The sequence below is a fragment of the Beduini massiliensis genome (assembly GCF_000829905.1).
GTDB lineage: Bacteria > Bacillota_I > Bacilli_A > Erysipelotrichales > Coprobacillaceae > Beduini > Beduini massiliensis.
This window is the reverse complement of sequence record NZ_CDPP01000006.1, coordinates 15,686-39,324: the sequence shown is the minus strand read 5'-3', so window position 1 is coordinate 39,324 and position 23,639 is coordinate 15,686. Positions and strand designations below refer to the sequence as shown.

Here is a 23,639-nt window from a genome sequence, read left to right as displayed (position 1 = left end):
ATAAATGACTTATATTTTTTAAGTCTCAATTCTGTGCTGTTTTATTTTATCGATCGATAATCTTTTAACAATGACTATTCACTTACTTGTGCACTTTGAAGTACTAACTGACTTGCTTTTAAACGGTTGAAATCACGTTTTAAATCATCAGCTTGAATTCTTTCCAATACTTGTTCTTTTGTCATTTGATTTTGTTGGGCAATCATTTCAATTTGCTGATCTACTTCTTCATCTGTTGTAGAAAGATTTTCAACACGAACGATTTCATCAATAATCAATTCAAATTTAGCTTGTTGTTGTGCAGAAGGTTCCAATTGTTGCTTTAAAGTTTCTTCTGTCATTCCCATCATTTGCAGATATTGATCTAACTGCATTCCTTGTTGAGCTAAATCCATTTTAATATGCTGAATGTGTTGTTCCATTGCTTTTTGGACATCTTCTTCACTTACTTCAACATCGCTTCCTTGAATTAATTGTTCAAAGATAGTGTTTTCTACATTTGTTCTATAGGCTTGATCATGTTGAGATTGGATATGGGCCTTCATTTGGTTTTTCAAATCGTCAACTGTGTTTGTTTCAGGAATATTTAAAGAACTTACAAATTCATCATTTAATTCTGATTCTTGTTTGTTTTCAATTTTATGTAGCTTTACTTTAAAAACAACATTTGCTCCGGCTAAATCAGCCATTCCGTAATTTTCTGGGAAAGTTAAATTCAAATCTCTTGTTTCCCCTTTTTTCATACCAATTAATTGTTCTTCAAAACCAGGAATGAATTGTCCTGAACCGATTTCTAATTGATGTCCTTCCGCTTTTCCGCCATCAAATGCGATACCGTCTTTAAATCCTTCAAAATCGATAGTGGTCATATCACCATGTGCCACTTCACCGTCTTTTTCTACAAAAGTAGGACTTTGTGCTACCATTGCTTGAATTTGTTGATTCACTTCTTCATCGGTTGCCAATGTTTTTGCAACTTTGACTTCAATTCCTTTATATTGTGCTAATTTATTTACTTTTCCCATTATTCTTATCCTTTCAATTTCAATATGACCCTATTGTATCATATTGAGGAGTCTATAAGAATATTTTGTTGCTAAAAATGCAAAATAATCTGTTTTAGTTCAACTTTTATTCAACTTCCTATACTTTTAAAGATCTATTATAGACATCAAACATAAGACAATGGTATGATAGTTCCGATATCACCAAATGAAAAGGAGAAGTGTTCATGGAACCGGTGCATAAAAGAAGAGTTCGCTATAAAGGAACGCATCCTAAGCGATATAATGAAAAATATAAAGAATTGAATCCGGAATTATATCCCGAAACAATAGAAAAAGTAATTAAAAAGGGAAGTACGCCGGTAGGGATGCATTTATCGATCATGGTGAATGAGATTCTGGAGTTTTTAGATATTCAGGAAGGACAAATCGGATTGGATTGTACGTTAGGTTACGGAGGACATACGTTAAAAATGCTGGAACGATTAAATCATACCGGGCATTTGTATGCATTGGATATCGATCCGATCGAAAGCGTGAAAACAAAAGAGCGATTATTAAATAAGGGGTATGGGGAAGATGTTCTTACGATTAAGCACTGCAACTTCAAAGATATTGATTTTGTATCTAGGGAAGTAGGGTTGTTTGATTTTGTTTTAGCTGATTTGGGAGTATCTTCGATGCAGATTGATAATCCTGAACGAGGATTTTCATATAAAAAGGAAGGGCCTTTAGATTTAAGGCTAAATCCTCAAAAAGGGATACCAGCCTCACAGAGGTTAAAAGAGTTAACCAAAGCACAGTTAGAACAGCTTTTCATTGAAAATTCAGATGAACCGTACGCTAAAGAGATTGCAAGACATATTGACTCTTATTTAAAAGCAGGTCAACCGATTGAAACAACTACACAACTTTACAATATTATAGAAAAAAGTTTGTCTTTTATTTCGTCTAACGAAAGAAAGGAAGTGGTAAAAAAGTCGGCTGCCAGAGTATTTCAAGCCCTTCGTATAGAAGTGAACAATGAATTTGATGTGTTGTATGAGTTTATGGAAAAACTGCCATTTATCTTGAAACCCGGGGGAAAAGCAGCCATTTTGACCTTCCATTCAGGAGAAGATCGTATTGTGAAAAAGGCATTTAAAGAAATGAAAAATCTCGGCATCTACAGTGAAGCAGCAAGAGAAGTTATTCGTCCAAGCAAAGAAGAATGCCATATCAACAGCCGAGCAAAATCAACGAAAATGAGATGGGCTGTGAAGGCTTAATATAAGATAGTGTCAGCATTTGCTGGCACTATTTTTGCTTATCGAATAAAAATCTCAACGCCTTCAAGGCATTGAGATGATCAATCCATTTAAGATGAGCGACAAGATTGGACGTGTAAGTCATAGCGGCTGAATGCAAAAACTCTTATCTAATATAAAAATAAAGGGAACGAAATAGACTTTCAAGTAAAAGAAATGGTGATACCAAGAAGAAACATTGAAACATAGTAAAGGGGATTTGTGAAAGTGAAAATGATGTTCATGCTTTGACTTGTTTCAATGCCTTATGAATTTATTGCTTGGACATGATAATAAAATTTCTTATACCAGTTTATTTTTCAGCAGAAACATAGCTACTCCATTATCGTTATTGCTGGCAGTAATGAATTTTGATGATTGTTTTACTTCTTCAGTTGCATTTCCCATAGCGACACTTATTCCGGCTTCTTTCAACATAGGAATATCATTGGCACTGTCACCAAATGCCGCCGCTTCTTTTGTATTTATATTCAGGTGTTTACACAAGGAGCGTAGTACTCTTCCCTTATTGATTCCTTTTGCTGTAATTTCAATTAAGAACGGATCTGATATGACCACATCACATCGTTGGCATAATTTTTTCTGAATACTAGGATATACGGCAGAAATTAAATTTGGATTTCCTGAAACCAATAATTTTACCGGATCAAAATCAATATCAGCTAAAAAATCCTGACAAATGGAAATTCTTAATTGGTTTACAAGTGTTTCTGCTACTGCATAAACTTCCTGACGCATACAAAGCAGTTTATCTTTTTGATAAGTCATCAAATTCAAGTTGGTCTGATCTACTATATCATGAATTTGCTGCATCAAATCAATCGTAAGCTGAACCGAAGGGGAATCTTTTTCGACTAAATGGCTAAGTTCTCGTTCCTGTTCTTCTCTTTCAAGAAGGCGTGTCACATCATATATTTCATGCAGATCTTCCCTAGTCATGCAACAAGTATAAATTGTTTTTTCAGTGTTTGCATCAATGACTTCGCCCCCATTAAACGCTGCATAGTATCCATGATAACGTGCCAATTCCAACTCGTTACCATACCGTACCATGCCCAAGTATGGACGAGCAGAACAAAGCACCAGCACTCCTCCTTGCTTTTGAAAATCAATCAACGTATTTCGTGTTAGTTCATCTATCACAAAACGTGAATTTAATAGTGTACCATCGATGTCAATAAATATTACTTTTACAGGCATAACTGTTTGCCACCTTTCTGTTATGTTATTTTATTGTTGAGATTGGGTTTAATGAAGTGAATAAATTAAGTTTTTTCAAGCATTTCTTAATTTCTCTTTTTGCCCACAACCCTTGCAGCAAGCCATAGAAAAAGCCGTATCGTCCTACCTCACAAGCCATGATTGTCATTAGATAAAGACGATATAATTGGTATTTGCGGTTATCATCGTCAGAAAAACTATTTTTATGATGGAGTTTTAGGTATCCTTGAATAAAGTCTGTTTTTGAGAGAATATTGTCCGTAAATACGAATGGTGCGGAAAGGTCAGCGATGGGGTCTCCCCAGAATGCACGCTCAAAGTCTAGGATTCCTTCCACCTCATACCCATTGCCATTATTCTTCACAAGTAAGTTTCCATCATGACAATCAAACATCACTAGGCTAGGTCTTTCAACCTGAGTCAATAAATCTGTATTTTTTTCGAGTACAGCTGCAATTTGATCATATGGTAAACGGATGTTTCTTTGATGTGCATCTTGAAGCAGTTGCTGAAACATAGCAAGAAAAGCATTTCTCCAAGTAGAATATTGTTTGCTGTCTTCATCTGTAAAATAGCCAAAATATTGACCGTGGATTTCATGTAATTGGGTTAGATAGCTTGCCTGTTGTCTGCGGATCTGGGATAACTCTTTTTTACTAAGGGAGTGTTTTATCTTCGATAAAGGAGCCCCTTGCAAAGCTGTCATGAAAAAATAATGGCTAGGTATTTCCTTTTTACTGAAATCATAAGCTAGTACATTAGGTGTCGGTATTGAGGTGTGTTCTTGAATCAAATGATAGCATTCGACTTCCACCGGTATCAAATCTTGTTCGTAGCTAAGCAAACATTGATTGAAAACAGCACCAACTTTCAATATGACAGTTTGGTTAGTATCCTCAAAATAAATTTGGTAAATCGTATTGAACATACCGCCGTTTAATTCAGAGATGTGAAAATTCCTAGTACCAAAATGTTTATTTACCAAGAGGCTTATATCTGATTTTTTTAATTGCTGTTTTGTTTTGCTTTTCATCACGTTCACCCTGTTTTAAATCCTAATCTTATTATAAAGGAACCGCCTGTTCAGTGTCTTTATCCTGAAAAGGCGGTTTTTATTCCTGATACGATATTGTCATTGCTTTTTCCAAAGCTTTCGATATTGCCCTGGCGTCACACCATAAGATCGCTGAAATTGTTTATATAATCCAGATAGAGTGGAATATCCCAGTATTTGTGCAATTCCTTCAATGGATTCAAACGTATGAATGAGCATTTGCGCCGCTTTCTTCATTTTCATTTCGACTACCATATCCGAAAAGCTCTGACCCATTTCTTTGCGAATTCGATAACCGGTGTAATCCGCACTATAGCCTATGTAATCCGCGAACTCTTTTAAAGTAGCATGTTGTATATGGCTAGACAGATAATCTTCCAGCAAAATAGAGAAGTCCTTATTAAGATGTTTGCGTGATAATTCAACAAAAAGCAAGGTTAGGTAACTACGCACTGCTACCTGCCATAAAGGGTCTTTTGTGTAGGCTTCTATCGCCAGAGCTTGTATATAGAAATCAGCTTTCAATGACCAGTTATCAAAAACGGTGATTGGGGAATCTAAATTCTTCATCGAAAGCCCCTCTGTTTCTTCTAACAATTCAGTTGGCAGCATAAATTTGAGTATTTTATCTTGCGTCCTAGATCTCTCTATTGCGTGAATCGTTCCCGGACTAAGTAAACAGGCTTGACGTTCTTGGAGGGTCAACGACGTGTTTGAAACAAGAAATCGTTGTTTACAGCACCCTTGAAGGACATAAATCAACTCATATCCTTCATGACTGTGAAAATAAGGAATCTGACTTAATGTATGTTTTGCCACATGAAATTGTTTTGATTGGCGGATTGGAATTTCTTTGATATCGTGTGGCTGCGATATCTTTGTCATATGAAAAAATTCAGGCAGCGTGCCTGCTTTGGTATTTAACAAAGCGATAATATCTTTACTGTTTACAAAATCAGAGCGTATCATCTCCAACAATAACTCGGCAGACTGGTAGACGGTCTGTTCCTGTTTTTCCTGTTTGTTTAGCATTTCATCTACTTGACGATTCATACACATATAAGCACAGAAACTCATTTCCTCTAAGGAATGGGGAAAGTGCTGTCCTCCTTTCAAATTCATTACATATGTTCTATTGTTTGCAAGTTCTTATCTTTGAAATAAGTAAAATTGAGTGATTTTCTATACACATTTTCACAACACAATGATTTATCAAACCATCCATACCTCTATTATAACAGTGATTCTCGAAAAAATCATTTTCCTTTTGTATTCAATGAATATGCAAGTTGCCTATATCTAACAAAATCATATTCATTATAAAAAATCTCAAACCCATTCATGGATTTGAGACTAATAAACATTTTGTATCAACAAAAGGAATAGGCGTTGACCTTACTTTTTGGCTAAATAGGGAATCTTAATTATTTTCACGATCGACATCATACAATCCGGTTGACTTGTTCATAATCTGTATCGGTATTATACTCTTAGATATTTGAGAAACACCATTTCGCTAAATACTTTAAATCGCCAGCACTTCCAAAAGGGATTCGATCCGGTTCTTTTTCATCTGTATATGGACAGGGAACCCCTCTGGCAATACGGCGAACCCAACTTGTTTTCTCTATTGAAGATGTCCACTGCTGCCAACGGCCACTCGGTCTACGTTTAAACGCTGATAGTAACTCTTTTGCTAATGGCATATGATCAAATACGCCTTCTAAAAATTCGACTTTAACTTTGTTGTTTGTTTCATCGACATTGTGGCAATAAACACTAACCCATACACCTTCTCTTATCCTAATGGCATAGACATCACCCGCTTGTACCTTTCCTTTACCTACAGATATAGGTGTCTTTATAATCTTCTCTCTAGGCTTTTTCTTTTTAGCCAACTGTCCAATCAGCGTCTCTTCTTTTTTCATTTTAGGTCTCGTATCTAAAGAAATTGAAGTACAATCAAACATAGGAAATAGGTTTTGCAAGGTTTCTTCATTAACCCCAATGGCAGAGTTCCACCATGCTAAGGGCGCCTGTACTTCTGTTTTGATACTGGGGCGATGATCTCTGATTGCATAATGCGTATATTCAGTATATAAACCTGGGTACTGGGGAGTATCAAGAATACCGATTAACGCCAAACTTTCTAATAAAGAAGTGCAGGCACTTTTATTATTTGTTGGTAATAGCTTTTCTTTTAAGAGTATTTCTCGGACTTTACCATACCTCATATTTTTAGGTAAATTCCTTAGTATTGTTAGAATAGCTCTAAAGATCCAAATATCATCCTGTGTCGGAACCGGTCTAACCATCTTTTCCATTTTTTCTAATAAAATACAATGTGCCAATATATCCCCATCTAATGGTGTACCAGTCGTCATTCCTTGATACCATATGAACGAAGCATCTCTGCTGTAATCCCTATACCCACAAATTTTACATGTGTCTTTAGATCCCGTATAAGTTAAAATATCGTGATCCGGCATTTTCATAGCTAGTAGTTTTGCTGTAAGTTCAGACCTCCAAATTATGGGAGCAGACCATAATGAAGAAACGAAACTTTGTGCAGCCTGTTCCAAAGTGATTTTTTGTGCCAATCTTTTCAATTTGTCAATACATTCATTGTGTGCCATATAAATGATCGTATTGGGTTTATTGTTCATATTTTTCAGTTCCTCTTTTGATAGGGAAGGGGGGATAGGGTGCAGGCATACATTTTTTTCGTCATCCCAATAGCTATTGTTTGTATATATTTGTTTTAATAACCATAATTCATCTAATAATTCCATCAGACAACCTCCTTTACCTATTTTGTTCTGTATCTCATTGCTTAATGGAAATTCCAATTCCATTCATATATTAATAAATTACCTGATCGAGCTTTTGGGCTTATCTAATAAGTATGACAATTTTTGAAGAATGGCTAAACGATGGAAAGATTATAAACGGATCATTCCTCATTCAAGGCTTATATAAATTATAACAAATTTTCGCTTTAAAAAACATGAGCTTTCGTGAAGCAACAAAGTCAATCAAAGTTCTCAATGTACAAAAGATGTGAATTTGTTATTGCAGAAAAAAGTAAGGAAACGAAATCGTCACTTAAAGCGATGAATAGAATTTTTATACGATTTAGATATACTATTAAAGCGACCACTATAATGATATAATATTTTTGTAAATTAACATTTGAAAAGGAGATATTCTATGGGAAGTTTAGATAGTATGTTAAACATTGGAAAAGAAATGAAAACAAAGCTTTTCTCAATTGGCGTGGGGTCATCGGAAGATTTAATTAGATTAGGGAGTAAAGAAGTGTTTTGTCAATTAAAAAAACAATATCCAAATGTATGTTTGGTTCATTTGTATGCCTTACAAGGTGCAATCGATAATATTGATTATGATAAACTTCCGGATGAAGTTAAACTTGATCTAAAGCAATTTAGTGATAGCTTAAAAGAAAAATAGACTTATATAAATATGAATTTGTGGAGGCGTTTTATGTTTAATGAAATATGTATATATGAAGCGAAATTAACAAAATTAGATGAAATTGAAGAATTGATGAAAGAAGTTGCTGATTTTTATCTAAAGCAAGAAGGTGTTATTGATGTACACTATATAAAACGAACACATAGACAAAAAGATTTTAATGCGGTTAAAGAAGGTGAATTGCCTGTTCGCCTTACAAGAAATATTGGTAAAGTAACCTATGTTTTATATTGGGTTTTGGAAAATGAAGAAGCTCATGCGAGAGTATCTAAACTTGGTGTAGAGAAATTCTACAAACGCTGGAATAGATGTTTAACCACGATGCCTAAAATAATCTTAGGGGAGAATATCGTGTGATTGAAATCGCTATAAAGTATATTATGACAAGCGGATTGGCGATCTTTATAAAAAGATGATATAGAACGCTAGTCTGTTTTCTTTGATACAATAAATTCTTAAATCACATGCAGACTCTATTTTAAAGAAAGGGAAAGCAGTAAACTAGTTTGTTTTTTTATATTAAGATTATCCAACTTGTAAAGGATCGCTTTATATCTCATACTGTAATAAGCATTGAACTTACCAGATATAAATTCGCTTGTTAGGGTGTGCCTAATACCGGGCTAATAATCAGTTAAATAAAAAAGCTCCAAATCCTTTATAAATAAAGGTTTTGAAGCGTTCATTTCAATGGTGCGGGTGACAGGACTTGAACCTGCATGCCATAGGCGCTAGATCCTAAGTCTAGTGCGTCTGCCAGTTTCGCCACACCCGCATATCTATTTAATTAAAATGGTGACCCGCAGGCGACTCGAACGCCTGACCCTCTGATTAAAAGTCAGATGCTCTACCGACTGAGCTAGCGGGTCATTAAATATGGTGCCGGCTAAAGGACTTGAACCCTCAACCTACTGATTACAAGTCAGTTGCTCTACCAATTGAGCTAAGCCGGCAAAAAAAATGGTGGAGGTTAACGGGCTCGAACCGCTGACCCTCTGCTTGTAAGGCAGATGCTCTCCCAACTGAGCTAAACCTCCAAAAAATGGTGACCTGTACGGGATTCGAACCCGTGAATGCATGCGTGAAAGGCATGTGAGTTAACCGTTTCTCCAACAGGCCACATGGCGCTTGAAGTAGGACTCGAACCTACGACCGATCGGTTAACAGCCGATTGCTCTACCAACTGAGCTATTCAAGCATTTCCAGTGCTTTTAAATAATAGCATGGATGAAACTTAATTGCAACACTTTTTTTACATTTGTGCTAAAACTAGTAACATTCCGGCAATAAACATCACCGCAAAGATAATATTTTTTTCTAATTCGGCTGTCATTGTGAATCCCCCTTTACATATACTATACATTAATATCTTTAACAATTTTTAAAGAAATTATTAAAAAATTTAAAATAATAGTTATGTACCCCCGTGCAAAAATAAAAACGTTGTTCCCAACGCTGATTGTAAATGGTGACCTGTACGGGATTCGAACCCGTGAATGCATGCGTGAAAGGCATGTGAGTTAACCGTTTCTCCAACAGGCCACATATGGCGCTTGAAGTAGGACTCGAACCTACGACCGATCGGTTAACAGCCGATTGCTCTACCAACTGAGCTATTCAAGCATTTCTAATGCCTATTTATAATATCATGACATAATTATAAATGCAACACTTTTTATTACTTTTTTTATACTTGACCAACCTATAGGATTATGGCACTATAAAGCCATAAAAAAGAAGGTGAAATAATGACACTACAGCAATTAAAATATATCCTCACCACAGCAAAATGCGGATCGATTAATGAAGCGGCTAAATCCCTGTTTATATCTCAGCCCAGCTTATCTAATGCCATAAAGGAGTTGGAAGACGAATTCGGCATTACGATTTTTCAAAGAACCAATAAAGGGATTCGTTTGTCTGAAGAGGGAATCGAATTTCTAAGTTATGCAAAACAGGTTTACGAACAGGTGGAACTGTTAGAAAGCCGTTATCATAATAAACAGCTGCCACCTCAGCATTTTTCGGTATCTGCTCAGCATTATGCGTTTGCCGTGAATGCCTTCGTCGAACTGGTGGAGAAATACGCGAATAATGAGTATGAATTTACTTTACGGGAAACACGCACTTACGAGATTATTGATGATCTTAAAAACTTACGAAGTGAAGTAGGGGTACTCTATCTCAATGCCTTTAATGAAAAGGTCATTCGTAAACTAATAAAAGAAGCAGCTTTAGAGTTTCATCCTTTATTTCTAGCTTCTGCTCATGTTTTTATCAGTGCGGGTCATCCTTTGTCAAACAAAGATAAAATTACTTTGGAAGATTTGGAGGATTATCCTTATTTATCTTTTGAACAGGGAGAATATAACTCCTTTCATTTTTCAGAAGAAATTTTGAGTACGATTTCTAGAAAAAAGAATATTAAAGTCAGCGATCGTGCTACTTTATTCAATCTGTTGATTGGATTAAACGGCTATACAATCTCCACCGGGGTATTAAGTTCGGATCTGAACGGAAACAGTATCATTGCCGTACCACTGGAAATAGAAGATAAGTTAACCGTCGGCTATTTGACACATAAAAATATGACATTATCTAAATTAGCGGTTGAATATATCGAACGACTGAAATCTGTCATTGAAAATGAACTTGCAAAATAAAAATCGCAGATCATATGACCCGCGATTTTTTAAATTAGGCTAAATGTCCTTTGCTTTTAATCACTTCGATGACTTCAGTGACATATTTTTGACAAATATCATCACTTTCAGCTTCCACCATGACACGAATGACAGGTTCGGTTCCACTTTCACGAAGTAAGATACGCCCGTTATCTCCTAAAGCTTTGCTGACACGATCGACAGCTGCCTGAACATCAGCATCTTCTCTTGCTGCCGGTTTGCTTTTCACTTTAACGTTCTTTAATAATTGTGGATAAATGGTGACAGGTTCGATTAATTGTGCCAATGTTTTCTTTGATTCCACAATCGTTTCCATCACTTTTAATGATGTTAAGATACCATCTCCGGTTGTTGCATGTTTAGAGAAAATGATATGACCTGATTGTTCTCCGCCGATGCAGTGACCATTGTTGACCATGTTTTCATAAACATACTTGTCTCCTACGGCTGTTTTTTCATAACTGATATTTAATTCATCTAAGGCTTTGTATAATCCCAAATTAGACATGATGGTGGTTACGATGGTATCGTTAATTAATTCTCCACGCTGTTTCATATAAGTACCACAAACATAAAGAATCAAATCACCGTCAATTACACGCCCGAATTCATCGACGGCAATACAACGGTCAGCATCCCCATCATACGCAAATCCGACATCTAAACCATTGTCACGGACAAATTGCTGTAAGACTTCGATATGCGTAGACCCACAATTTGTATTAATGTTTAATCCATCAGGATCATTATTGATCACATAGGTTTTCGCTCCTAAGGCATCAAAAACAGATTTGGCGATTGCACTCGCACTTCCGTTGGCTAAATCCAAACCAACTTTGAAATTTTTAAATGAACGTGTAGGAATGGTCATTAAATAACCGATATAGCGATTTCTTCCCATTGAATAGTCAATCGTTCTGCCAATATTTTCCTTTGTAGCAAAAGGAATTTCTTCGCACTCTCCATCAATATAGCGTTCAATCAATTCTTCAACTTCGGCTTCTAGTTTTGCCCCATTAGAATTAATCACTTTAATCCCGTTGTCGTAGAACGGATTATGAGAAGCACTGATCATGATCCCCGCATCAAAATCTTCGCTTCTTACTACGTAAGAAACAGAAGGGGTTGTTGTAACGTGCAATAGATAAACATCTGCACCACTTGCTGTTAATCCGGCAACTAAAGAATATTCAAACATATAGCTTGATCTTCTTGTATCTTTTCCAATAACGATTTTTGCTTTTTTTTCTTTTCCATAGTACCATCCTAGATAGCGTCCTACTTTATATGCATGTTCCACAGTTAAATCCACATTGGCTTCACCGCGGAATCCGTCTGTTCCAAAATATTTTCCCATTGGACAATCTCCTTTTTTATTTTCTATAATATTATAATACCATAAGTCACATAATATTTTCAAATTATGATAATTCAATGATATAAGTAGCTTTAAAATGAAAAATTCGTATAATGGGGTATGTTATAAATTGGGAAAGAATAGATGTAGCGCCAGGTCTTAATAAAGATGACGAGGACTTAACTTATCGAAATATTCGGCGGATGGTTAAGAGGTAGGCATACTACCTGAACGGTGGACAAAAATAATGAGCAATCATTAAACAAATCCACTCGGTATGCCCCATTTATAACGAATCTTATAATGGAGGTATAGACAAATGTGCGGAATAACTGCAATCAGTACAAAAAAAGAAGCTTTACCCTTTTTACTGCAAGGATTAGAAAAATTAGAGTATCGTGGGTATGATTCGGCAGGAGTGACGATCCTGAGTCAAAATCAGTTAAAAACAATCAAGACTAAAGGAAGATTAAAAGATTTAAAAGAGGCATTAAGTCATCAAGTCTTAAAAGGACAGGTGGGAATCGGGCATACCCGTTGGGCAACTCATGGCATTCCCTCAAATTTGAATTCTCATCCTCATACTAATGAAGATGAAACAATTTCGATTGTGCATAATGGAATTATTGAAAACTATCGTGAACTAAAAAACTTTTTATTGGAAAAAGGGTATCATTTTCATTCGGAGACGGATAGTGAAGTGGTGGTTCACTTATTAGATTATTATTATAAAGGTGACATTTTAAAAGCACTGCAAATAGTGTTAACCAAATTAGTGGGAAGCTATGCTTTATGTGTCGTCACAACGAACCATCCTGATGAAGTCGTGATTACAAAAAAAGACAGCCCGATTGTCATTGGTAAAAGTGACAGTGGAACTTACGGAGCTAGTGATATCCCGGCTTTATTGGAGTATACGAAAGAAGTTTATTTCTTAAATGATCATGATATTGCGGTTTTACATCCCGATCATGTTGATTTTTATGATTGTGATTTAAAACCAATCGAAAAAGAATTGGTCAATATTCCTTACGATCATGAAGCGGCACAAAAAGACGGTTATGATACGTTCATGCTTAAAGAAATCCATGAACAGCCCCATGTCATCAAAGAAACATTGAGAGGGAGAATCAGTCAAGATCAAGTGGTTTTAGATGAGTTGGCAGAGATCGATTTTTCACCGTTCAATAAAGCGTATTTTGTTGCTTGCGGAACAGCGTATCATGCGTGTTTATCAGGGGCTAATATTTTCGAAAGAATGACAAAAATTCCTGTGATTTGTCAGGTCGCTTCGGAATTCAGATATAATGATCCGGCAATAGATGAACATACATTATGTTTATTTGTGTCTCAATCCGGAGAAACTGCCGATACTTTAGCCGCATTGCGTCTCGCTAAAAAACAGCAGGCAACGACGATTGCGGTTGCCAATGTATTGGGAAGTACAATCAGTCGTGAAGCAGATTATACGATTTATACGTGTGCCGGACCGGAAATTGCCGTTGCTTCTACAAAAGCTTATACGACCCAATTAGTAGTGTTGATGCTGTTGGGGATGTATGCAGCGCAGCGTTTAGATAAGAAGGTGGATTTATATCATGACCTTATTCAAAACTTGATGAAACTTCCCGAACTAGTAGAAAACGTATTACAAGATGAACCTTTATTTGCAATATATGCTGAATATTTAAAAGAGGCACATGATGCTTATTTTATTGGCAGAAGCTTAGACTATGCTTCGGTTTTAGAGGGAGCATTGAAATTAAAAGAAGTGTCTTATGTGCATGCGGATGCCTATATTGCCGGTGAATTAAAACATGGTCCGATTGCTTTGATTGAAAAGGGTTCGGTATTATTTGCCGTTGCCTCTCAGCCCCATATCGCCGCTAAAACGATCAGCAATATTCAAGAAACGATTGCCAGAGGTGCCAATGTCATCTTATTTACATTAAAAGGTATGGAAATCAACAATGCCGCTGAGACGTATATCTTACCGGATATCCATCCTTTGCTGCAATCTATTATTGTTGCCATTCCGCTGCAGTTAATTGCTTACTATACAGCATGTTTAAAAGGCTGCGATGTCGATAAACCAAGAAATCTTGCTAAAAGTGTTACCGTTGAATAAGCTTATATGAGCTTATTCTTTTTTATGCTATAATAGACGTTAAAGGAGGATGAAGATGATTCTATTTATAATATTATTCCTGATCCTTTATATAGGGATCAACTATTTATTAGAAAAACGCCTCTATCTTTCGATTGCGCGTTTTCACATACAAAAGCGAGGGTTCCAGATCGTATTTTGGTTTTTAGCATTGAGTTATGTTTTCTACCAACTCCTTCATGCTTATTTGCCAAAACTGATTCGAGTACCGCTTGCTTACATCGGCTCTTATTATTTAGGATTTTTATTCTATTGCTTATTATTTTTTACAGTCTGCTATTTAATCCATCGCTTTATTAAGGTGAAGTGGGATCTCTATTTATTAGCACTGATTCTCATTATTGGCGTCATCTTTCCGGTAGGTATTTATCAGCAGCATCATATTCTGACTAAGGAATATCGTGTTGCCTCTGATAAAGTTGAACAAGATTATACGATTGCTTTAGTCACTGATTTGCATTTAGGTGATTTGATTGGGACATCACGATTAAATAAAATGATTGATACTATCAATGCTGCTGAGCCGGATCTTATTTTAATTGCCGGTGACTTGATTGATTCAGACTATGGACCTGTTAAAGAAGGAAATATGCTTTTGCCTCTGACACGTTTAGAAAGTCGTTTAGGTGTTTATATGACGATGGGGAATCATGATTTTTATACCGGGGAGATTCCGGAGGTAAAAGAAGAACTGACGCGTTTAGGCATCCATGTTTTAGAAGATGAGAGTGTCATATTGGAAAATCAGCTGGTGATTACCGGACGAGACGATGCCTCATTTAACGAAAAAGAATTGCGTTCATTCATCGATTCCGCGCAACTTGAAAAATTCAATATTGTCATGGATCATAATCCTGCACGAGTAAGAGAAAGCGTGGACTTAAATATCGATATGCAAGTGTCGGGACATACCCATAACGGACAACTCTATCCGTTAAATTATGTGATTGATGTTTTGTTTGAAGTAGGGTATGGACATCGTAAAATCGAACAGACAGATGTGTTTGTCAGCGGTGGCATTGGCGGTTGGGGACCTCAGCTTAGAACGTCTTCCAATGCAGAATTCACATTGATTCATGTTGAATCAGAACATTAAGGGGGAAAGAGTATGGCAATCAAATTGATCGTAACAGATTTAGATGGGACCTTACTGTCAAATAGAAAAGTTCTAACCAAAAAGACAAAACAAACATTGATTAAGGCACAGGAGCAGGGAATCCGAATTGTATTAGCGACCGGGCGTAATTACCGCTCCTTAGAAAAAATCTACAAAGAATTAAAAATAGATGAATTTAAAAGTGGAGCCATCATTGGCGTCAATGGACAGGAAACTTATTTTTTTGATGATGAAACCTATGAAAAAGGAACGATGCTGACAGGAGAACAAAGTATGCACCTCGTTCGTTTTGGAAGTCGTTTATTATTTGAAGTGATGGTCATGAACGATCATCAGGTAAAGGATTGTATTTCCAAAGCATTGTTTTTTTGTAAAAAGATAGCATTTAAGATCATACATCAAAAGGTAACAGAGAATTTTGAAGGACAGATGGATGGACATATCTTTATCACAGCAAAAGATGTGATCGATCATGATGTCAATAAAGTAGGGTATTCACAGATTCCTCTCTATACTCGCTTACTGTTGCCTTATATAAGGAAGAAGCTGAGTAAGGATTATGATGTTTTGGTGGTCTCCAAAGGATGGTTGGAAATTATGCCAAAAGGAGTCAATAAGGGAGCCGGACTAAAAAAAGTGATGGCACATTATCAAATCGAAAAAGAAGAAGTAATGGTTTTTGGTGATGGTGAAAATGACATCAGCATGCTGGAGATGATTCCCAATTCGTATGCTCCAGCCAATGCCTTAGCAAGTGTCAAGGCGGTCGCAAACTACAGCTGTTTTAGTAACGAAGATGAGGGCGTGGCATGTGTTGTTGAGAGTTTACTAGATAAATCATTGTAAAAATAACTGCCAACTTTTTTGGCAAAATGAAGTATTGAGATATTAAAACTTCTATCTATAATGAAATGTGTAAGGGATTCTTACATTAGTCTTTCAAAAATTTATATGCTCAAACAAAAAGAGAAGTGTGTGCTTCTCTTTTTGTTATTAGGGGAGACTGTAAAAGACAATAGTGTTTGTTTTCCATTTTATTTGGAAATTTCATAGTTTGAGGTATAACTTGGGAGTGCCTATAATATGGAATGTAAACGTTACCAAAAGACGCTACATAAATTTCACGGGGAGGAAAAGACAATGAAATTTTTGGAAGAAAAATTTGTCCCTCTTGCAGCTAGAATCGGGTCTCAAAGACACTTAGTTGCAATCAGGGATGCCTTCGTTGTTATCATGCCAGTTACAATCGTTGGTGCGATTGCGGTATTGATCAACAACATCCAAGGTGTATTCGCAGAAAACGGGTTGAACGTTGTTTCAATTCAAGAAGGATACACAAACTTTATCAAAACAACAGGTATTCAAGATGTAATGAATGCAGTTAACAAAGGATCTATCAACATGATGGCGATCTTGTTAGTTGTGACATTAGGATACCAAATGGCAAAAGGATTAAACGGAGATGGGATTGCCACTTCAGTTGTAGCCTTAACTTGCTATTTAGGATTAGCGCCAGCAGTGCAAACATTAACGAACAGCTACAAATGGGCTGAAGAAGCAACCAATGTAGATGTATTAACAGCAGATGTAGCCAGCGGCGGATTAGCAGCGAACAAACTGGATTCAAACGGGATGTTCGTAGGGATGATTTTAACGATTATCGTTGCGGAAATCTTCGTAAGATTATCAAGAAACGATAAATTAAAAATCACGTTGCCTGATGGAGTACCACCAGCAGTAGCCGGATCATTTACAGTATTGATCCCAGCTATCATTACAGTTATTTTAGTTGTAGCTGTAGGAACTTATATCGATCGTTTCTCAGGAATGAACTTATGGGTAATTATCCAAAAATTCGTATCCGCACCATTAAACAGTGTAGCCGATACATTAGGTACAGTTATCTTAGTATACTTCTTAATCAACTTATTATGGGTATTCGGGTTACATGGGGCAAACATCGTTGGATCAGTAACAACACCAATCTTTACTCCAATGTTACTAGAAAACACAGCAGCTTATGAAGCAGGAAAAACAGGAGCAGATTTACCAAATATCGCTCATGGTATGCAAGCATTCGCAGTTATCGGTGGATCAGGATCAACGATTGGGTTAATCATTGCCGTATTGATCTTTGGTAAAGTACAAGCAGAACGTACAGTTATCGGAATCTCAATTGCACCAGGTTTATTCCAAATCAACGAACCAATCACATTCGGTGTGCCTATCGTAATGAACCCTGTCTACATGTTACCGTTCATTGCAGGACCAGTTATCTTGGCAGCATTGACTTATATCTTAATGGATTTGAACATTATCGAAAGAGTATGTTTATCTGCACCTTGGGTAACACCGCCAATCTTGTATGCATTCTTAGCAACAGGTGGAGGAATCAAGGCAGCGATTTACAACGCTATCGAAATCGTACTATTGACATTATTATGGATGCCATTTGTTATGGTATCAAACAAACAAAATGCCAATGCAGAATAAAAAATGAGCAAGTAGTGAAAACTACTGCTCTTTTTTATGTTTGATTTTCTGCCCAAGATTGACAGAGGTCAATAAAGGCTTTGGCATGATGGGTCAGATACTTATTTTTATGATAAATAATTGAGAACTGACGTGAAAGATCTAAATCCTTAATAGGTAAACTTATTATATTCCCTTTATTAATATCTTCTTTTACCATCAAATAAGGAAGAATGGAGATGCCTACATTTTCATTCACTGCTCTTACAATCGCTTGTGTACTGGTGCTTTCCACAATAGGCGATAGTTCGATGTGATGAGTTAAAAATAAAGCATCGACAAGGTCTCGAACACCACTTCCCGATTCACGTAATAAAAATGGATAATCCAACAATTTTTCAAGAGAAATTCGCTTAAGTTTCGTTAAAGGATGATCGTTGGAAACGATTAAACAAAGATGATCTTCAAGAAACGGCGTCTGAATCAACTGATCGGGGTGCAGTCCTTTTCCCTCAATCAAAGCAATATCAATTTCATTATTTAAGATTCGTTCTTCAATAATTTGGGAATTGTTTATGATCGCCTTAAATTTCATTTTAGGTAATTTCTTTTCCCATTCTTTAATCAGTTGAGGGAAAATAAAGTTTCCAATCGTGATACTGCAGCCGACTTTAAGTGGACTGTCATCTTCCCAATTTTTTATATCCGTTTCCATTTCTTCATACAGGTCAATGATATGAAGGGCGTAGCCATAAAGCTTATGAGCGGTCTGAGTGGGATAAATCCGTTTATTGATACGGTCAAACAGAACGATCCCATAGTAGTTTTCTAATTCCTTGATGGCAATGCTGACAGAGGGCTGAGCAATGTGCAGTGTTGCCGCCGCTTTTGTAATATTTTGCAGTTGGTACACAATACTAAAAATTTTAAGATGGCGTAGTGTCATGATATCCTCCTTATAGGTAAATACCTATCTAAATTATATAATAATACTATTTTACAAATGAATCAAGATGCCCTATTATGCTATTAAGGGGGATGAAAAATGAAATTACAAAGATTGAAGAAAATTTTCTTTTCTACATTATATTTGAGTGCGTTTACCTTTGGCGGCGGTTATGTCATTGTTACACTGATGAAGAAGAAATTCGTTGATGATTATGGTTGGATCGATGAAAAAGAGATGTTGGATCTAGTGGCGATTGCACAGTCTTCACCGGGTGCCATAGCGGTTAACGGAGCCATTGTGGTAGGATATAAATTAGCGGGATTCTGGGGTGTGGTGGTTTCGATCATCGCAACGATCCTGCCGCCATTTGTGATTATCTCCGTTATTTCCTATTTTTATGTAGCGTTTCAATCGAATATTTTTGTCAAACTCATGTTAGAAGGGATGCAGGCAGGAGTAGGCGCTGTCATTGCTTCAGTTGTTTATGATATGGCAAGGGGGATCATTAAAGAGAAAAACAAAATTTCTTTATTCATCATGGGACTTGCCTTTATTGCCACATACTGTTTTAGTATCAATGTCATGTATGTGGTCATCAGTTGTGCCTTATTTGGAACCGCACAGGCATTGTACCAAAGAAAGAGAGGGATATTATGATTTTATTTCAATTATTCATCAGCTTTCTAAAAATTGGTTTATTTAGCTTTGGTGGCGGATACGCCGCATTACCGCTAATTCAGGAACAAATTGTGTCATTCCACCAATGGCTTTCGTTAGGAGAGTTTACGGATCTGATTACGATTTCACAAATGACACCGGGACCGATTGCGATTAATTCCGCTACATTTGTGGGATTGAAGGTGGCTGGGTTTGGCGGAGCTATCGTCGCTACGATAGGCTGTATTCTGCCTTCTTGCATTATCGTTTCTGCCCTTGCTTATATTTATTTGAAATATCGTAAAATGTCTTTGCTTCAGGGGATTTTGGGGTCTCTTCGTCCTGCGGTGGTGGCGATGATTGCGACTGCCGGGGTGGCAATCTTGAATACTGCTTTTTTCAATAATACAGCGACCTTACATTTAGATATGGTATTTTTATTTGTTGTTGCGGTAGGACTATTACAATATAAAAAATGGAATCCCATTGCGGTGATGGTCATGTGTGGGGTGGCAAAAGTAGTGTTTTATATGATCGGTGTCTAAAACAAAAGTATTTAGTCATGAAACAGCGTTTTGGATAGAGTTAGAGGATACATTTTAAAGGGTCCTCTTTTTTCTGTTTGACATTCAGCTGGATGAAGAATGATATTTAAAGCGAAAACGGTTGCAGATATATGATGACATATATTGATTTTTTTAGCGATTTCCCGTATATATAATAATACGGAGGAAAAACAATGAATGTCATAGAATTTTTAAGATTTTTATATAGTTACTCAAGAGTGTTATCACTACGTGAGCTATCTTTTTTAACCGCTTTAAGTGATCGAACAATTCGTACAATTATTGCAGAGGCGAATGATCAAAGAATGACATTGGGATGTCGCGTGGATTTGATCCGATCTGTTGGCTATCAGTTGGTGATTGAGGAACAGGCATTGTTTTTGGCTAATGTTTTATTGAAGAAAGAATACTCTCTGAAAAGTATTGAACACGATATTTTATTAGAATTAATTCAGAAGTCTTATATTAAAATAGATGATTTATGTCATCATTACTATGTCAGTAAGGGAACCGTCAATAAGACGATTAAACATTTAAAAGACACATTAACGAAATATGATTTGCAGATTCTGTCTAAACCATATTTAGGATTGTATCTGGTCGGTGCTGAACAGCAAAAAAGAAAGCTGATGGTGGATACTGGGATTTATATTGAAAGCAATCCCCATTATTCAACAGTTCTTAAAGAGGTATTTGACGGCTATGAAATACAGTATAATGAAAATATCGTTCAATATTTAAGTCATCATTTAGGACTGATGGTGATAAGAAAAGACAAATGTCTCGAAGCGATTGACGAAAAACAATTACCGGTACTAGCTTTAAATACAGCCCAAGCTATCTTCGAGAAAATAAAGGATCTAAAACCAATAAACGCTGTAGAAGTCCATTATTTTGCTAATTTGCTGACAATGACCGTGATTATTTTAAAAGACCAATCTGAATCGTCCGTGCGTGACATGGTCAGCCAATTTAATCAGCGTATGATAGAAAAATATCAATTAGATATGACATGCAACCATTTATTATATGAACGATTTTTAAATCATTTAATTTATTTGCAAAAACGTGTTAGACATCAGCATCAGTATACAAATATCGGGTTTGAATATTTTCGTTTGATTTCTTCTTTTGGTTATGAATTGGGATTAGAATTTATTCGTTACTTTTTTAAGGACCAAGAGCTATACGTGGAAGAAGTTGGCATGCTCGGATTATATTTCTGTCTTTTTCTTCAAAATGCAGATATTCAATACTATCATAAAAACAGAAAGATTGCTATAGCCGTCCCACGCCATGATTTAACGGCAGAATTATTTATATCACTATTTAAGTATGAACAGTCCGATGAGATTCTTTCGTTTTATACGTTTAATGAAAAAGATAAAATAAGAGCGTTTGATCCGGATGTGATCTTTACTTTTGAACCTTTTGAGTTAGATCATTATGCTGTTGTGGTTGCCGATTTGCCTATTTTTCAAATTTGTGATAATGGTTTTGTTAAAAAACTGCCAATCCATTCAAATAAAGAAAATTATTTACAAAGGAAACGTAACTTTGAATTGCTGAGGGATGTTTCTGTCTATTTTTCACCAGAACATTATTTTGTACAAAAGAAAATCAAAGATAAGGATCAGCTTTTTCAATTTTTATACACTCATTTAACAGCTGCACAGATCATCGATCAGCCGCTAAAAAGCATTGAGGAGCGTTTGAAGATGGGGGCTATTACAAAAGTAGGCTCATTGGCTTTGCTGTGTCCGTTAGAAGGGTATGCGAAGGAATCAAGAATTATTTTTATATCTCTAAACGGAGGAATCGTTTTGGGAGAGGGACTTCCTGTTCATATATTTGTGATGGTGTTATATAAGGATGATAAAGATAAAAAAACGATGCTTCTTTTGCTTCCGGAAATATTTGACACGTTGGAACATACGATGGATATTTATGAGCAGGCAGATTATCAAAGCTTTATCCAGTATTTGGAAAATCGTTAGCTGTAGGCCGAGTGCAGAACTTTATCTGCATTCTTTTAATAAAAAAAGAATCCCTGAGGATTCTCTATATTAGCGCATTGTTGAATGTACCGGTTCTGTCATTTTTTCTGGATTTAATATTTTTTCCAACTCATTTTGTTCTAAGATATGTTCTTCGACAAGCAAGTCTTTCACTCTTTTCCCGCTCTTCAAAGAACGTTTAGCCAAGTCAGCGGCTTTTTTATATCCGATATAAGGACATAATGCAGTGACAGTCCCGACACTTTGATTTAATAAATCTTCACAACGTTCTTTATTCGCTGTAATTCCGGAAATGCAGTGATCAATAAAGGTTTGAATGGCTCCTGTCAAAGTCGTAATTCCTTCAAATAAATTATAGAACAGGATTGGTTCAAAGGCATTCAATTCCATTTGACCTGCCTCTGCTGCCATCGTGACTGTCATATCGTTTCCGATAATATTAAAGGCAACCTGTGTCACTACTTCGGGAATGACCGGATTAACTTTCCCCGGCATGATAGAAGATCCATTCTGCATTGGCGGTAAATTGATTTCAGCTACCCCGGTTTTAGGACCGCTCGATAATAAGCGCAAGTCATTTGCCATTTTCGATAAGTTAACCGCACATGTTTTGATAGCCCCTGAAACATGAACAAAGCCATCTAAGTTTTGTGTCGCATCGATAAGATCTTCTGCTTGAACGAGTGGTTCGCCGGTTACTTTTGATAACAGTGAAACGATTGTATCCAAATAAATCGGATCGACATTGATAGCCGTTCCAACTGCGGTTCCACCGATATTTAAAACACGCATATCTTCTTCTACTGCTTTGATGCGTTTGATATCCCTTTTGATGACTGAATTAAAAGCGTTGAATGACTGACCTAAACGGATCGGTACCGCATCTTGCAGTTGGGTACGCCCCATTTTTATAATACCGTCAAACTCAATGGCTTTATTTTGTAAAGACATGGATAAACGTTCTAATTCAGCTAGCAATAACGGTAATAATTTTAAAATCGTTAATTTACCTGATGTTGGATATACGTCATTTGTAGATTGTGCCATATTGACATGATCATTAGGATGAATAATCGAATAATCGCCTAATGTTCCCCCTAAAATTTCAATAGCACGATTGGCAATGACTTCGTTGGCATTCATGTTTGTGGAAGTTCCTGCGCCTCCTTGAATCGGATCGACAATAAATTGATCATGCCATTTTCCTTCAATGATTTCATTGCAAGCCATCACGATGGCATTCTTTTTTTCTTCGTCCAGTGTCCCTGCTTTAAAGTTAGCCTGAGCAGCAGCGCTTTTTATCTCCGCTAAAGAAACAATCATTTCTTTAGATAAATGTTTGTTGGTAATCGGAAAGTTTATTTTCCCTCTTAATGAATGGATTCCGTAATAGGCATCGCAAGGAACCTTCATTGCACCAATTGAGTCACTTTCTAATCTTGTGTTCATGTTTAATCCCCCTCATCTGTGATGGTTTGACTTTACCACTTCACTATCAGAACGTAAATAGTTTAACTTAAACTTAAAATATTGTTTAAAATTGGCAGATGTAACTTAATTTAATAAAGTTC

At 36.3% G+C, this 23,639-nt stretch carries 19 protein-coding genes and 8 tRNA genes; 11 read left to right on the top strand and 16 right to left on the bottom strand.

What is annotated here, in order from left to right:
* Window positions 1-74: 74 nt before the first annotated feature.
* Window positions 75-1,025 (bottom strand): trigger factor, encoded by a 951-nt coding sequence (gene tig / locus BN1225_RS10145; RefSeq protein ID WP_041139731.1) that lies wholly within the window; start codon window positions 1,023-1,025, stop codon window positions 75-77.
* Window positions 1,026-1,231: 206 nt separating this feature from the next.
* Here tig and rsmH point away from each other — a divergent pair, with 206 nt between their 5' ends.
* Entirely contained in the window at window positions 1,232-2,272 is a 1,041-nt protein-coding gene (gene rsmH / locus BN1225_RS10140) for a 16S rRNA (cytosine(1402)-N(4))-methyltransferase RsmH (protein WP_041139730.1), read from the top strand.
* 321 nt (window positions 2,273-2,593) lie between these two features.
* Here rsmH and BN1225_RS10135 read toward each other — a convergent pair whose 3' ends face one another.
* The 4 genes from BN1225_RS10135 to BN1225_RS10120 all read right to left on the bottom strand — a co-directional run bounded on the left by BN1225_RS10135 (window position 2,594) and on the right by BN1225_RS10120 (window position 7,378).
* The gene (locus BN1225_RS10135) at window positions 2,594-3,511 is read right to left on the bottom strand and encodes a Cof-type HAD-IIB family hydrolase (RefSeq protein WP_041139729.1); all 918 of its coding nucleotides are present in this window, start codon (window positions 3,509-3,511) and stop codon (window positions 2,594-2,596) included.
* Between the two features lie 25 nt (window positions 3,512-3,536).
* Window positions 3,537-4,565, bottom strand: coding sequence for a phosphotransferase family protein (locus BN1225_RS10130; RefSeq protein WP_052466554.1), 1,029 nt, complete (start codon window positions 4,563-4,565; stop codon window positions 3,537-3,539).
* A gap of 99 nt (window positions 4,566-4,664) precedes the next feature.
* Window positions 4,665-5,639 carry a helix-turn-helix domain-containing protein gene (locus BN1225_RS10125; RefSeq protein ID WP_187117549.1) on the bottom strand — a complete coding sequence of 325 codons (975 nt, stop codon included), beginning with the start codon at window positions 5,637-5,639 and terminating at the stop codon, window positions 4,665-4,667.
* 437 nt (window positions 5,640-6,076) lie between these two features.
* Window positions 6,077-7,378, bottom strand: coding sequence for a hypothetical protein (locus tag BN1225_RS10120; protein ID WP_041139727.1), 1,302 nt, complete (start codon window positions 7,376-7,378; stop codon window positions 6,077-6,079).
* 418 nt (window positions 7,379-7,796) lie between these two features.
* Between BN1225_RS10120 and BN1225_RS10115 the strand changes: the two genes are divergently transcribed.
* Both BN1225_RS10115 and BN1225_RS10110 read left to right on the top strand, forming a co-directional pair.
* Window positions 7,797-8,057, top strand: a complete 261-nt coding sequence (locus BN1225_RS10115; protein ID WP_041139726.1) for a TfoX/Sxy family DNA transformation protein — start codon at window positions 7,797-7,799, stop codon at window positions 8,055-8,057.
* A gap of 33 nt (window positions 8,058-8,090) precedes the next feature.
* A complete protein-coding gene (locus BN1225_RS10110) occupies window positions 8,091-8,438 on the top strand; it encodes a hypothetical protein (RefSeq protein ID WP_041139725.1) in 348 nt (115 codons plus the stop codon).
* A gap of 334 nt (window positions 8,439-8,772) precedes the next feature.
* Here the strand turns inward: BN1225_RS10110 and BN1225_RS10105 are convergent.
* From BN1225_RS10105 to BN1225_RS10070, 8 genes are all read right to left on the bottom strand, one after another.
* Window positions 8,773-8,856 (bottom strand) — tRNA-Leu (locus BN1225_RS10105).
* A gap of 18 nt (window positions 8,857-8,874) precedes the next feature.
* Window positions 8,875-8,950, bottom strand: a tRNA-Lys gene (locus BN1225_RS10100).
* Window positions 8,951-8,958: 8 nt separating this feature from the next.
* Window positions 8,959-9,034 (bottom strand) — tRNA-Thr (locus BN1225_RS10095).
* 8 nt (window positions 9,035-9,042) lie between these two features.
* Window positions 9,043-9,118, bottom strand: a tRNA-Val gene (locus BN1225_RS10090).
* 6 nt (window positions 9,119-9,124) lie between these two features.
* Window positions 9,125-9,200: transfer RNA gene (locus BN1225_RS10085), tRNA-Glu, on the bottom strand.
* Window positions 9,201-9,203: 3 nt separating this feature from the next.
* Window positions 9,204-9,279 (bottom strand) — tRNA-Asn (locus tag BN1225_RS10080).
* 268 nt (window positions 9,280-9,547) lie between these two features.
* A tRNA-Glu gene (locus tag BN1225_RS10075) sits at window positions 9,548-9,623 on the bottom strand.
* 5 nt (window positions 9,624-9,628) lie between these two features.
* Window positions 9,629-9,704 (bottom strand) — tRNA-Asn (locus BN1225_RS10070).
* A gap of 125 nt (window positions 9,705-9,829) precedes the next feature.
* Between BN1225_RS10070 and BN1225_RS10065 the strand changes: the two genes are divergently transcribed.
* Window positions 9,830-10,744, top strand: coding sequence for a LysR family transcriptional regulator (locus tag BN1225_RS10065; RefSeq protein WP_041139724.1), 915 nt, complete (start codon window positions 9,830-9,832; stop codon window positions 10,742-10,744).
* Window positions 10,745-10,778: 34 nt separating this feature from the next.
* Here BN1225_RS10065 and glmM read toward each other — a convergent pair whose 3' ends face one another.
* Entirely contained in the window at window positions 10,779-12,122 is a 1,344-nt protein-coding gene (glmM, locus tag BN1225_RS10060; RefSeq protein ID WP_041139723.1) for a phosphoglucosamine mutase, read from the bottom strand.
* A 319-nt stretch (window positions 12,123-12,441) separates the two neighbouring features.
* On the opposite strand from glmM, the gene glmS reads away from it, so the two are divergent.
* The 4 genes from glmS to BN1225_RS10040 all read left to right on the top strand — a co-directional run bounded on the left by glmS (window position 12,442) and on the right by BN1225_RS10040 (window position 17,899).
* Window positions 12,442-14,250 (top strand): glutamine--fructose-6-phosphate transaminase (isomerizing), encoded by a 1,809-nt coding sequence (gene glmS, locus BN1225_RS10055; RefSeq protein WP_041139722.1) that lies wholly within the window; start codon window positions 12,442-12,444, stop codon window positions 14,248-14,250.
* Between the two features lie 55 nt (window positions 14,251-14,305).
* Window positions 14,306-15,385 carry a metallophosphoesterase gene (locus BN1225_RS10050; protein ID WP_041139721.1) on the top strand — a complete coding sequence of 360 codons (1,080 nt, stop codon included), beginning with the start codon at window positions 14,306-14,308 and terminating at the stop codon, window positions 15,383-15,385.
* Between the two features lie 12 nt (window positions 15,386-15,397).
* The gene (locus tag BN1225_RS10045) at window positions 15,398-16,252 is read left to right on the top strand and encodes a Cof-type HAD-IIB family hydrolase (protein WP_041139720.1); all 855 of its coding nucleotides are present in this window, start codon (window positions 15,398-15,400) and stop codon (window positions 16,250-16,252) included.
* Window positions 16,253-16,546: 294 nt separating this feature from the next.
* Window positions 16,547-17,899 (top strand): PTS sugar transporter subunit IIC, encoded by a 1,353-nt coding sequence (locus tag BN1225_RS10040; RefSeq protein ID WP_041139719.1) that lies wholly within the window; start codon window positions 16,547-16,549, stop codon window positions 17,897-17,899.
* A gap of 34 nt (window positions 17,900-17,933) precedes the next feature.
* On the opposite strand, the gene BN1225_RS10035 is transcribed toward BN1225_RS10040, so the two are convergent.
* Window positions 17,934-18,824 carry a LysR family transcriptional regulator gene (locus tag BN1225_RS10035; protein ID WP_041139718.1) on the bottom strand — a complete coding sequence of 297 codons (891 nt, stop codon included), beginning with the start codon at window positions 18,822-18,824 and terminating at the stop codon, window positions 17,934-17,936.
* Between the two features lie 99 nt (window positions 18,825-18,923).
* Here BN1225_RS10035 and BN1225_RS10030 point away from each other — a divergent pair, with 99 nt between their 5' ends.
* The 3 genes from BN1225_RS10030 (at window position 18,924) to BN1225_RS10020 (ending at window position 22,047) form a co-directional block, all read left to right on the top strand.
* Entirely contained in the window at window positions 18,924-19,484 is a 561-nt protein-coding gene (locus tag BN1225_RS10030) for a chromate transporter (RefSeq protein WP_041139717.1), read from the top strand.
* Complete coding sequence (locus tag BN1225_RS10025) at window positions 19,481-20,029, top strand: chromate transporter (RefSeq protein WP_041139716.1); 549 nt, start codon at window positions 19,481-19,483, stop codon at window positions 20,027-20,029. The genes BN1225_RS10030 and BN1225_RS10025 overlap by 4 nt, the downstream gene beginning before the upstream one ends.
* Before the next feature lie 194 nt (window positions 20,030-20,223).
* Window positions 20,224-22,047, top strand: coding sequence for a BglG family transcription antiterminator (locus tag BN1225_RS10020; protein ID WP_041139715.1), 1,824 nt, complete (start codon window positions 20,224-20,226; stop codon window positions 22,045-22,047).
* A 69-nt stretch (window positions 22,048-22,116) separates the two neighbouring features.
* Here BN1225_RS10020 and BN1225_RS10015 read toward each other — a convergent pair whose 3' ends face one another.
* On the bottom strand, window positions 22,117-23,517 hold the full coding sequence (locus tag BN1225_RS10015; RefSeq protein ID WP_041139714.1) for an aspartate ammonia-lyase: 1,401 nt from the start codon (window positions 23,515-23,517) through the stop codon (window positions 22,117-22,119).
* Window positions 23,518-23,639 lie beyond the last annotated feature (122 nt).